Origin of the sequence: Methylobacterium komagatae, from assembly GCF_042661665.1 — a bacterium.
Classification (GTDB): Bacteria; Pseudomonadota; Alphaproteobacteria; order Rhizobiales; family Beijerinckiaceae; genus Methylobacterium; species Methylobacterium komagatae.
On record NZ_JBHSWN010000001.1, the window covers coordinates 4,750,315 to 4,761,928 of the forward strand.

Below are 11,614 nucleotides of genomic sequence, written 5' to 3' on the forward strand. Positions count from 1 at the left end.
TCCCGAATGCATAGCCGCTTTTGGGTCGCGCTCCGTAGCGCAGCGGCAACCGAATTGGACTGGAAGCGGCGCGTCCGCACCCGCGAAGATGCGTTCCGGATTGCCTTCGTGCAGCTTGCTCTGCAATCAGGTACGGCGTCAAATCCCAGCAACCCGCTAAGTCGCTCCTCAAGAAATCTTGGCCGGCAGATAGAAGAGATCGACGAAGGACCGTGCGAGATCGGCCTCGCCAACGAAAGCAAGCGTGCCGCCTGCACCGTCTTTGGCTAAGGGCGCCTTGCCATAGATCGTGCGGCGCATCGCCATCGTATCTCCGGTAAAAGCGAGGTTGGATGCCTCTATGGCACCACGGCTCACAAGGATCTCGCCGCCAGTCACCGTCGCGCCAAAGTCCTCACCGGGAAAGTGGAAAGCGACCGACACTGGGAGTTCTGCAGCGCGCTTTCGGTCGATCAGGGCTTGGAGCGACATCATGGCTGAGGCCGCCGACATGAAGAGGCTCCGGTCATGCCGCGGCGAGCGAGCCGCCCAGCGACCCAGGTCGCGCATCAGCGGCCCGGCTTCGCGGCCCCACTCCGTCAGATCGTAGACCTGCACGTTGGCCGGTGATGGCAATCGATAGCGCTGGACGATGCCTGCATCTTCCAGGCTTTCCAGGCGCTGGGTCAGAACGTTCGCGCTGATGCCCGGGAGGTTTGCCCGGATCTCACCGAAGCGACGCGCACCGAAGACCAGTTCGCGCATAATCAGCAACGACCAGCGCTCGCCGACAAACTCCAGGGCGAGCGCAGTGCCGCACGCGTCGTCGTACCGACGCTCTCGTGGCGCAGATGCCTCGTTAGTTATTTTATCTAACTTCATGGTTGTCTTGTGTAACCGAGAATGCCAGCCTTGGCAAAGCGGAGCCTTCAGCGGTGCCGCGATGCGGACGACGGGCCCATCGACATGGAGGAATACGCTCAATGCCAGCTGTCGAGGGTACACCCATCTGGTTTGAACTGAACGCGACGGACCAGGACGCGGCGCAGGCCTTCTACCAGGCTATCACCGGCTGGTGCGTCGCGCCGTCGCCAATGTCCGAGCATGGTGGCTACCGGATCGCCGAGGCGGACGGACGCCCCGTCGCAGGGATCCGGCAAACGATGCCGGAGGCGCCCGGCTTGCCCGGCTGGGTGGTCTATCTCGCGACCCGCGACGTCGACGCCACGGTCTCTCGGGTGGTGGATCTCGGCGGCCGGATCCGGTTCGGGCCTGTCGACATTCCCCATGTCGGGCGTTTCGTCATGGTCAGCGACCCGCAGGACGTGGTCTTCGCCCTGATGGCTGCGACGAGCCCCGGCGAGAGCCGGGCTTTTGGGCCGGTGCCCCTCGGGATGGAGCAAACCCTCGGGCACGGCGTCTGGATCGAACTCGCGACCCCTGATCCCGAAGCTGCCTTCGCGTTCTACGGAGCGCTGTTCGGCTGGGAGAAGCTCGGGGCCATGCCAATGGGCGGGATGGGCGAGTACGCCTTCATCGGCCGGGGCGACTTACGGCCTGGCGCCGTGATGTCGAGTGCCGCTATTGGAGCGCCATCCCGTTGGAACTGGTACGTACACGTGGCCGACATTGATGCCGCGCTCGCGACGGTCCGCGATAAGGGCGGCACGGTGCTTCAGGGACCAGATCCGATCCCCGGAGGCAGCTACTCAGCCAACATTGCCGATCCGTCAGGCAACAGACTCGGGCTTGCCGGCCCGCGCCAGGCAGCGTGAACGGAGGCTAGCGATGACGAACGAGACGCTGATGCACGCAGGCAGACAGAGTGCGCCCGCGGCCAGCAAGGCACGCACGACGGTAGAGAGGGCATCGGACAGGGGGCTCGCCGTCATGCGAATTGTCGACGGCCCGGCGCAGATCGTCTTCGAAGCATGGTCGAGGCCGGAGCTGTTCCAGAAATGGTGGGTGCCCAAATCCTGTGGCGTCTCCCTGATCTCCTTCGAGGCCGACATCGTCACGGGTGGAGCGTACCGTCTGCTGATGGGCCACCCCTCAGCGGAACGACCCATGGCGTTCTTCGGCCGATACATCGAGGTGGCGCCCCATACCCGCCTCGTCTGGACCAACGACGAAGGGGGCGAAGACGGGCCCATCACCACAGTGGCGTTCGAGGACACTGATGGCGCGACACGCATCGTCGTGCACGAACTCTATCCCTCGAAGGAAGCGCTTGATGACGCCGTAGCCTCCGGAAGCACCAGCGGGTGGAGTGAGCAATTCGAACAGCTGGACGAGCTTATCATCAGCCTGGACGCGAAGGTCTGATCGCTATGAGCAAGGTGCGCGTAAGAGGTTTCGCCGTGTCCGTCGACGGCTTCGGGGCCGGCCTGGACCAGAGCATGGAGCATCCGCTCGGCAAAGGCGGGCCGGAGTTGATGCGTTGGTTCTTCCCGACGCGAGCCTTTCGATCAATGATCGGGCAAGACGGCGGGACTGACGATCGCTTCGCCGAAACCGGGATGGAAGGTTTTGGCGCCTTCATCCTCGGCCGCAATATGTTCGGCCCGATCCGAGGCGAATGGCCGGACGACGCCTGGAAGGGCTGGTGGGGCGACAATCCCCCGTATCATGCGCCGACCTTCATCCTCACCCATCACGCTCGCGCGTCCATCGTGATGAAGGGCGGGACGACCTTCCATTTTGTGACCGGGGGGATCGAGGCGGCGCTCGCCCAAGCCAAGGCCGCCGCTGGCGACTTGGACGTCAAGATCGGAGGTGGCGTGTCCACCGTCCGGCAGTATCTGCTCGCTGGGGCGATCGACGAAATGCACCTGGCGGTGTCGCCCATTGTTATGGGCCGGGGCGAGCACCTGTTCGCAGGCATCGACCTGCCGAGCCTAGCCCGTCTTATTCATGAGGGCAGTGGATCTGAGGTGGCGAGCGTAGCGTAGGCCATTGATATGGCTTAGGGATTGGGTGCTGTTGCCAAGCCTTCAGACCGCATCGAGCCCGCCACGCCCGCCATGTCCGATCCTACGTGTCTCCCGTTCGCGTTTCCATCCGTCTGGGGCAAGAAGCTCACAGCTGCGTTTGACGGCGGACGCCTGACCTCGGACGGCGGCGTCCTGCTGCTCGCCCAGGCTGCCCGACGGTTGGGCATCGCCGAGAAGCTCGCCGCGGTGATCCCGGACCGGCGTGATCCGAGCCGGGTTCTGCATCCGTTGCCCGAGATCCTGCTGGCACGCATCCTGGCCATCGCCTGCGGGTACGAGGATGCCGATGACCTCGACCATCTGCGCGCCGATCCAGCCTTCAAGCTCGCCTGCGGCCGCCTGCCCGACAGCGGCGCGGACCTGATGAGCCAACCCACCGTCTCGCGGCTGGAGAACACGCCGGGCCTGCGCGACCTCATCCGGCTCGGGCGGGTGCTGGTCGACCTCTACTGCGCCAGTTACGCCGTGCCGCCAGCCGCCGTTACTCTCGACATCGACGACACCTGTGATGTGGTGCACGGCCAGCAGCAACTGTCGCTGTTCAACGCTCATCACGCTGAGCGCTGCTTTCTGCCGATCCACGTCTACGACACCGCCACCAGCCGTCCCGTCGCGATGATCCTGCGCCCGGGCAAGACGCCCTCGGGTCGCGAGGTGCGGGGCCATCTGCGTCGGCTCGTCCGGGCGATCCGCCGCCACTGGCCGAACACCGCGATCACCATCCGGGGTGACGGCCATTACGGCCGGCCGGAGGCGATGGACTGGTGCGAGGATAATGGGGTCACCTACGTCTTCGGCCTGACCGGCACCAAGGCGCTCGCCGCCAAGGTCGAGGACACCGCCGACCCTATCCGGGTGGCGCGGGCCATCGACGACAAGGATGCGGTGCGCGGCTTTGCCGAGACCACGCACGCGGCCAAGTCCTGGCGACAGCAACGCCGCGTCGCTGCCCGCATCGAGGCCACGCGGCTCGGCCTCGACATCCGCTACGTGGTCACGAACATCACCACCGGCACGCCCGAATGGCTCTACGCCGACCTCTACTGCGCCCGCGGTCAGGCCGAGAACCTGATCAAACTCCACAAAACGCAGTTGGCCTCCGACCGCACCTCCTGCCGGAACCCTGCCGCCAACCAGATGCGGCTCGTGCTGCACACGGCGGCTTACTGGCTGATGCTGACCGTCCGCGACGCCATCCCGAAGACCCATCGTCTCGCCAGAGCCGAGTTCGCGACGATCCGGCTGCGGTTACTCAAGCTCGGGGCCCGCATCCGCGAGACCGCTGCCCGTGTCCGTCTTGCCTTCGCTGCCGCCTGTCCCGAGGCCGACCTGCTACGCCACCTCGCGACCGCGTTTGCTCCGGCCCCGGCCTGAACCACGGGGCTGTGACGCCCCGACGAACCCGCTTCCATCCCTCCAGCGCCGACAGAACACTCCAGATCCACACGCGTCAGAACAGACGTGCGATCCCGCTCGCCATCAGCCCAAAACGCACCGTCCGCCGAAGCCCAATGAATAAGTCGGGCTAGGTATTCATACTGCCCGCTCCATTGGAGCGTCATGCCCTGCGGAAGCGTGACGGCATCGGCCACCGCCTTGCGCGCCTCCGCCACGTAACCACCAAGGTCCCGGCCAGCCATGTCGACGAAAACGTAGACTGCGAGTTGCCCGTTCTCCGTGCGGATCGAGGTCGGCCCCCGAGCCAACTCGACCTTGGCGACCTCGCGCAGTGGCACCGTGCCGCCTGCGGGAAGCGGCACCTGCACCTCGTCCGCGATGGCGCGCGGGTCAGAGCGGAAGGCGCGGGGGTAGCGCACGTTGACCGTGTAGCGTTCGCGGCCCTCGACCGTGTTGGTCACGGCCTGCCCGCCCAAGGCCGTCGCAATGACGTCCTGCACGTCGCCGACCATCAGGCCGTAGCGCCCCAGCGCCTCGCGGTCCGGGGTGATGTCGAGGAAGTAACCGCCGATGACCCGCTCGGCATAGGCGCTCGACGTGCCGGGCACGGCGCGGATGACCGTCTCGACCTGCCGGGCGATGCCCTCCATCGCCTTGAGGTCCGTCCCGATGACCTTTATGCCGACCGGCGTGCGGATGCCGGTGGAGAGCATGTCGATGCGGGCGCGGATCGGCTGCGTCCAGGCGTTCGAGACGCCGGGGAACTGAAGCGCCGCGTCCATCTCGGCTTTCAGGCCGGCGAGGGTTACGCCCGGCCGCCACTCCGCCTTCGGCTTCAGGGCGATGACGGTCTCGAACATCTCCATTGGCGCGGGGTCGGTCGCCGTGTTGGCGCGGCCCGCCTTGCCGTAGACCGAGGCGACTTCCGGGAAGCTCTTGATGATGCGGTCCTGGGTGGCCAGGAGTTCGCCGGCCTTGGTCACGGAGAGGCCCGGCAGCGTCGTTGGCATATAGAGCAGGCTCCCCTCGTCGAGGTCGGGCATGAACTCGGAGCCGAGTTGCCGGGCGGGCCAGACGGTCGCCGCCAGCACGCCGATGGCGATCAGGATGGTGAGCAGGCGGGCCCGCAGCACCCCGGCGATGAGCGGCCGGTACAGCCAGATGAGCAGGCGGTTGAGCGGGTTGCGGTGCTCGGGGACGATCCGCCCGCGCACGAACAGGACCATGAGCGCCGGAACCAGCGTCACCGACAGCAACGCCGCCGCCGCCATGGCGAAGGTCTTGGTGTAGGCGAGCGGCCCGAACAGCCGTCCCTCCTGGCTCTCCAGGGTGAAGATCGGCAGGAAGCTGACCGTGATGACGAGGAGCGAGAAGAACAGGGACGGCCCGACTTCGCCTGCGGCCTCGATCAGAATCTCGATGCGGGGCTTGCCCTCGGGCGCACGCTCCAGATGCTTGTGGGCGTTCTCGATCATGACGATGGCGGCGTCGATCATCGCGCCGACCGCGATGGCGATGCCCCCCAGGCTCATGATGTTAGCGCCGATGCCGAGCGCCTTCATGCCGCCGAGCGCCATCAGGATGCCGACCGGCAGCATCAGGATGGCGACGAGCGCGCTCCGGACGTGAAGGAGGAAGACGACGCAGACGAGGGAGACGACGACGCTTTCCTCGATCAGCGTGTGCCGCAACGTGTCGATGGCCGCGTCGATGAGTTGGGAGCGGTCGTAGACCGGCAGGATCTCGGTTCCGGCCGGCAGGCTTCTGGCGATTTCGGCGAGCTTCGCCTTGACCCCGTCGATGACGGAGAGCGCGTTCGCGCCGAAGCGCTGAAGAACGATGCCGCCGGCGACCTCGCCGTCACCGTTCATCTCCGTGATGCCGCGACGCTCGTCCGGCCCCAGTTCGACGCGGGCGACGTCCCGCACCCGCAGGGGCGTGCCACCGGCCGTCTTCAGCACGATGTTCTCGATGTCGGCGATGCTCCTGAGGTAGCCCCTCCCCCGCACCATGAACTCGAACTCGGAGGCTCGACGGTGCGGCCGCCGACGTCGGCGTTGCTCGCGCGGATTGCGTCCCGCAGCTTGTTGAGCGAGATCCCCTGAGCCCGCAGGCGATTCGGATCGACGACGACATTGTACTGCTTCACGAAGCCGCCGACGCTGGCGATTTCGGCCACGCCCTCGGCGCGCGAGGCGCCGAAGCGGATCACCCAATCCTGGATCGAGCGCAGTTCGGCGAGCGTCCGTTCCTTGGCCACCACGACGTATTGGTAGACCCAGCCGACACCGGTCGCATCGGGGCCGAGCGTCGGCGTCACCCCGGGCGGCAGGCGGCTCGCCGCCGCGTTGAGATATTCGAGCACCCGCGACCGGCCCCAATACGGATCGGTGCCGTCTTCGAAGATCACGTAGACGAACGAGACGCCGAAGAACGAGAAGCCCCGCACCACCTTCGCCTTCGGCACTGTCAGCATGGCGGTGGTGAGGGGGTAGGTGACTTGGTCCTCGACGACCTGGGGGGCCTGCCCCGGATACTCGGTGTAGACGATGGCCTGAACGTCCGAGAGGTCGGGGATTGCGTCGAGGGGAAGCGCCCTCAGCGCCAGGACGCCCGCCGCGACGGCGAAGACCGTCCCGACCAGCACGAGGACGAGGTTGCGGGCCGACCAGCCGATGAGGCGCGCGATCACGGCGTGCCTCCCGCCTTCGCGGCCTGCCGGTCGTCCCTTGCCGAGGCGAGGGATTGCAGCGCCGCCTTCAGGTTGCTCTCCGCGTCGATCAGGAAGTTTGCCGACGTCACCACTGTGTCTCCGACGGCGACGCCGTCGCGGATCTCCGTGTAATCCGTGCCGCGAACCCCGATCGTCACCGGCCGCGGCTCGAAGCGGCCCTCCCCGCGATCGATGAGCACGATTTGCCGCTCTCCGGTGTCGATCACCGCAACGCTCGGCACCGCCACGACTGGCCTTCCATCGCCGGTGGCGATTTCGACGTCGGCGTACATGTCCGGCAGCAGGGTCCCGTCGGGGTTCGGCAGCTCGATCCGCACCCGTGTGGTCCGGGTGTCGGGGCTGACCTGCGGGTAGATCACCGCGACCTTGCCCGCGATGCTACGGCCCGGGGCCGACCGCAAACGCACCGTGGCGGGCTGGCCGACCCTGACCCCGGAAAGGTCACGCTCGGGGACATCCGCCAGCACCCAGAGGGTCGAGATGTCGCCGATCCGGAACAGGATATCCCCCGCGGCCGCCTTCATGCCCTCGACGGCGTTCCGCTGCAGGACGAGGCCGTCGCGCGGCGAGGCCCAGGTGATGGCCATCGGCACCTTCCGGCTGCGGTCGATCTCATCGATCACGGATTCGGAGACGTTCAGATTCTGCAGGCGCCGCCGGGCCCCGTCGAAGCCCGGATTGGCGATGGCTGGGCCGCCGCCGCGTTGATGTCGGGGGAGTAGACATGGACCAGCGCCTGCCCCTTGCGGACGCGATCTCCTGTCGTGACGTTCTCGACGTGATCGACATAGGCGTCCGAGCGGGTCGCCACGACGGTCACGCGCCGCTCATCGAGCGCCACGGTGCCGGGGACGCGCACCGGCTGTGCCACGACCCGCCGGTCGACGGTCTCCGTGCGGACGCCGGTGCGCTGGACGCGCCCGGGCGAGACGGTCACGACGTCGCCGCCCTCGTCGTCGCCCGCATAGACGGGGATATAGTCCATCCCCATCGAGTCCTTCTTCGGCGTCGGTGAGGTATCCGGCAGGCCCATCGGATTGCGGTAGTAGAGGATACGACGGGAGGCCCCGGCGGCCTTGCCCGTCTCCCCCTGCGCCATGCCTAGGGCGGCCCTCTCCGTCGGCAGGGGCTCCGCATCGTCCGCGTCCTCGAAGCTGACGTCTTCGCTGGTACGCACGGCGCGGAATGCGCGTCCATCCTCTGTCGCCATCTGCGACGCCGAATAGACCGGCTTCCCATCCGGATCCTGATAATAGACCACCGGCCCGCTCGCCTTCGCGGGGGAGACGCGGCCGCGGCCTGGGAAGGGGCCCATTCCGCGAAGGCCGGCACGGGGTTTCCCCCATGTCCGGCAACGTAGCCGAGGCCCCCCGCCGCGAACGCGGCGAGGGTCCCGGCAAGCCAGGCAGCTCGGCTCATTTGACGGCCTGGAAGACCAGCTTGTCTTCGACCGTGCCGGTCTCGCCCTGGACCTTGGCCCCGAGCGAGAGACGCCAGCCGCCCGCCATCGAGAGCTTGGCCTTGAAGCGATAGATCCCGGGCTCCGTCGAGGGCAGCTGCTCGAGTCGGGTGACCATCTCCTCCATGCTGTCGGGGGCCATGTCGAGGCGCTTGGCGAAGATCACCGCGTCCGGCACCGGCTTGCCGGTCCGCTTGTCGACGAGACGCACGGCGACGACGGCTTCGCCGACCTTCGCCTCCTGCTGCACGAGTTGGAACTGGTAGTCCTTGATGTCCGCCTGGGCGGGCAGGATCGTCGCAGACGCCGAAAAAGCAGCGCCGAGCAGCGCAGCCGACAGGGCGCGCGCGAAGGGGTTCTTGGTCACGGATCTTGTCTCCTGAACGCGATGGAGGGCGACGCGCGGGCGCGCGTCAGCGAGCCGGCGCGGGCGCCGGCGGCATCGGGTTCAGGCTCGGGGAGGCTCCGGGTACGGTGTCCCGTGGACGCTGGCGAAGCGCCCGGGCTCCGGCCAAGCTCGTTTGGCGCGGGTCGCAGCGGGAACGGGGATCGGCACGGAAGTGGGCAGCAAGGACGCCGCTCCTGCCAGGCACAGGGCCATCAGCGGGCACCCTTTCGCGCAATCCGGCTTGGAGGAGACGGGCTTGGGCGCGTGTGCCGTGAGAGCGTCTGACTTGGGGGCATCGGCTTTGGGGCAGCAGGGCATGTCGTCCATGCTCATGCCGTCCGCCATGTCCATTCCGGCTGACGCGGCCTCGTGGGGCGCCATGGCGGAAGGGTCCATCCCCGCCATGGCATGCGCGATCGATGCATGCATACCCGCGGTGGCCGCGGGAGCGGCCACCGGCGTCAGGGCGAGGCTGAGAACCGCCAGAAGCGGCAACAGTCGCCGGAGGGCGAGCCAGAGGGTCACGGCGCAACAATGCCAAATTCCGGGCCGGTGCGGAAGTCCACCCGGCGTGGCGGCTGACCTTACACCGGCAGTGCGTGATGGATCAGCACGACGGCCTTGCCGATCCGGCTCCTGTCCTCGATCTGTCCCGTGATGAAGTCCGCGACGTCGGCCCGCGCGATCAGCCCATTGCGCCAGGATGAGGGGGTATCGAGGACACGGTAGCGGCCTGTGGCCCGTCCGCCGGTCAGCACGCCCGGCCGCACGAGCGTCCAGTCCAAGCCGCTCCGGCGGATGCGCATCTCCTGGGCATCCTTGTCGTCGTAGGCGCGTCCGAAGACCAGCCGGAACGGCAGGCGCTGCAAGAGGCTGATGGCTTGGCGGCTGTCGCCGGAGCCGAATCCCGTTACGGCCACCAACCGGCGGATTCCAGCCTTCTCCATCGCGGGGACGAGGATCCCGGTTGCCTCCGAGAAGAGGCGGACTGGCCCAAGCAGCTCCCGCGCGGGTACGCCGAGCGCCTGCACCACCACGTCGATGCCCGTGAGTGCCGCCGCAATGTCGTTCTCCTTCAGGGCGTCACCCTGACGAAGCTCGAGATTCGGGTCGGACAGGGCGATCTTCTCCGCCGAGCGGGCGAAGGCCCGCACCTGATGCCCTGCGGCCAGGGCCGCTTTCACGGTTTCGAAGCCGATACCTTGGCTGGCACCGATGACGAGAACGTGGGCCATTGCGATGCCTGATGAGCTGGAAGGATGACGGGATCCCCAGAAGATCGGGCGCTCGCGATGATCCGCCATGTGGCCCCTTGCCCCTGCGCCCCGCTCGCGACCGGCGCAAAAGTCGGAACCGAGCAGGGCCCCGTCATGACATTCGGAACCGCGGCCGAGAGCCGAGGCTTGCCTTGGGTACCGATCCAGGCCCAAGGGGAGCAGGAAGCCATGTCCACGGATACCGAGAAGCATCGCGACCTGTTGGCGGCCTTGAGGAATGCACAGGGCAAAGGCGACGGTACGTTCGAGGCGGCCGTCACCGCTGCCTTCGAGCATGTCTTCGAGCACCTGGGACGCCTGAACGACCACGTCTCACCGACCGGTCCCGATGGTGGAGATCGCCATCTCAAGCCGGGCGAATCACCGACCCTTCGCTAGGACGGCCTGCGACGGGACGGGCATCCACGCTTTGGCGGTCGATGCCCGCGCCTAGCGGCACTGCCGGTCGAGCATCTTCGCGATGTCCAGCCCTCCGAAAGACATTCCGGGCTTGAACGGCGGCCCGGGCGTGATGCGAACACGACCGGTCTCGCTGAAGAGTTCGATCGGCTGTTTCACGCTCCACGATCCATCCGGATTGTGCGTGAACTGCGAGCAGTTCACCTCCATCTGACCCGTTGGCTGCTGCGCATGGGCTGAACCGGCGCCGAGCGCCAAGGCACACAGACCCAATAGGGCAGATCGCGACAGCATGGGCGGTTCCTGAAGCCGAGCGCCTTGGACTTAGGCGTGCGAATCGCAAAAGCCAGGGATGCTGGGAATTGCCATTGTGCCGGAGCGCCTCGGCCGCCGTCGCTGATCCCGCCGATCCTTCGCGATCGCACGAGTGGTTCCCCTGCGGCGCCGATAACAACGTTTATCTCGTTATTCATGCTCGTCATGGCAAAATCGAATCGGGGTTCTAACGGTAACTAAATCCGTCGGTGAAGAACTTGCGACCCGAGAAGTCGCCGAAGACCTTAATGCCAAATCCTGACCGCTGCGGAGTCTTAAGTGTCTCCCAGGATGAGGCAATGCCATCCGATGGCGCGCGCTCTCGCGGCGAGCGCGGCTGAAATCAGATTTTGCGGTATGTTGGTCTTGCAGCTGCAGTCTTTTGCAGCGCAAAAACGAATTGTTGCGGCATTCGCTTGACGCAGACCTGTCATGCGGTATCGTTGGTATACCACATACAAGGCTCGAGGGGTGGCTTCGTCGCCGTATGGGGATACTGGTCCGGCACGCTCCGGATGGGGAAAAGTCTTGTGCAATCGTTCAGTGCTGCCTCAGATCGGCAGTATTGTTACGTGTTTATGCCCGAAATACGCAATCTCAGCATCGCGCACGCCCGCAAGCTTCGGTAAGATTATCAAAATTCAAAATAGCCGCTGCGGACTGCTTACCAGT

The 11,614-nt window shown here is 66.5% G+C and carries 10 protein-coding genes and 2 pseudogenes; 5 read left to right on the top strand and 7 right to left on the bottom strand.

Annotation, left to right across the window (positions count from 1 at the left end; translation table 11 throughout):
- Positions 1-168: 168 nt before the first annotated feature.
- Positions 169-963: a winged helix-turn-helix transcriptional regulator gene (locus ACFQE0_RS23415; protein WP_378968782.1), complete on the bottom strand. Its 795-nt coding sequence runs from the start codon at positions 961-963 to the stop codon at positions 169-171.
- Here ACFQE0_RS23415 and ACFQE0_RS23420 point away from each other — a divergent pair.
- The 4 genes from ACFQE0_RS23420 to ACFQE0_RS23435 all read left to right on the top strand — a co-directional run bounded on the left by ACFQE0_RS23420 (position 963) and on the right by ACFQE0_RS23435 (position 4,346).
- Complete coding sequence (locus tag ACFQE0_RS23420) at positions 963-1,754, top strand: VOC family protein (protein WP_378968785.1); 792 nt, start codon at positions 963-965, stop codon at positions 1,752-1,754. The two genes, ACFQE0_RS23415 and ACFQE0_RS23420, sit on opposite strands and share 1 nt — an antisense overlap.
- 13 nt (positions 1,755-1,767) lie before the next feature.
- Positions 1,768-2,304, top strand: coding sequence for an SRPBCC domain-containing protein (locus tag ACFQE0_RS23425; protein ID WP_378973903.1), 537 nt, complete (start codon positions 1,768-1,770; stop codon positions 2,302-2,304).
- Between the two features lie 5 nt (positions 2,305-2,309).
- Positions 2,310-2,930: a dihydrofolate reductase family protein gene (locus tag ACFQE0_RS23430; protein ID WP_378968789.1), complete on the top strand. Its 621-nt coding sequence runs from the start codon at positions 2,310-2,312 to the stop codon at positions 2,928-2,930.
- Between the two features lie 72 nt (positions 2,931-3,002).
- Positions 3,003-4,346: an IS1380 family transposase gene (locus tag ACFQE0_RS23435; RefSeq protein WP_378968723.1), complete on the top strand. Its 1,344-nt coding sequence runs from the start codon at positions 3,003-3,005 to the stop codon at positions 4,344-4,346.
- 146 nt (positions 4,347-4,492) lie between these two features.
- Here ACFQE0_RS23435 and ACFQE0_RS23440 read toward each other — a convergent pair.
- The 5 genes and pseudogenes from ACFQE0_RS23440 to ACFQE0_RS23460 form a co-directional block, all read right to left on the bottom strand.
- Positions 4,493-7,062 (bottom strand): annotated as a pseudogene (locus ACFQE0_RS23440) (efflux RND transporter permease subunit); the annotation flags it as partial.
- Positions 7,059-8,523: pseudogene (locus ACFQE0_RS23445) on the bottom strand (efflux RND transporter periplasmic adaptor subunit). The pseudogenes ACFQE0_RS23440 and ACFQE0_RS23445, both read right to left, overlap by 4 nt.
- The gene (locus ACFQE0_RS23450; RefSeq protein WP_378973905.1) at positions 8,520-8,930 is read right to left on the bottom strand and encodes a FixH family protein; all 411 of its coding nucleotides are present in this window, start codon (positions 8,928-8,930) and stop codon (positions 8,520-8,522) included. Before ACFQE0_RS23450 ends, ACFQE0_RS23445 begins: the two are co-directional and overlap by 4 nt.
- An 81-nt stretch (positions 8,931-9,011) precedes the next feature.
- On the bottom strand, positions 9,012-9,476 hold the full coding sequence (locus tag ACFQE0_RS23455; RefSeq protein ID WP_378973908.1) for a hypothetical protein: 465 nt from the start codon (positions 9,474-9,476) through the stop codon (positions 9,012-9,014).
- Between the two features lie 59 nt (positions 9,477-9,535).
- Entirely contained in the window at positions 9,536-10,186 is a 651-nt protein-coding gene (locus ACFQE0_RS23460) for an NAD(P)-dependent oxidoreductase (RefSeq protein ID WP_378973910.1), read from the bottom strand.
- Between the two features lie 210 nt (positions 10,187-10,396).
- Here ACFQE0_RS23460 and ACFQE0_RS23465 point away from each other — a divergent pair, with 210 nt between their 5' ends.
- Positions 10,397-10,606 (top strand): hypothetical protein, encoded by a 210-nt coding sequence (locus tag ACFQE0_RS23465; RefSeq protein ID WP_378973913.1) that lies wholly within the window; start codon positions 10,397-10,399, stop codon positions 10,604-10,606.
- Between the two features lie 51 nt (positions 10,607-10,657).
- Here the strand turns inward: ACFQE0_RS23465 and ACFQE0_RS23470 are convergent, their stop codons facing one another.
- Positions 10,658-10,921 carry a hypothetical protein gene (locus ACFQE0_RS23470; RefSeq protein WP_378973916.1) on the bottom strand — a complete coding sequence of 88 codons (264 nt, stop codon included), beginning with the start codon at positions 10,919-10,921 and terminating at the stop codon, positions 10,658-10,660.
- Positions 10,922-11,614: the final 693 nt, after the last annotated feature.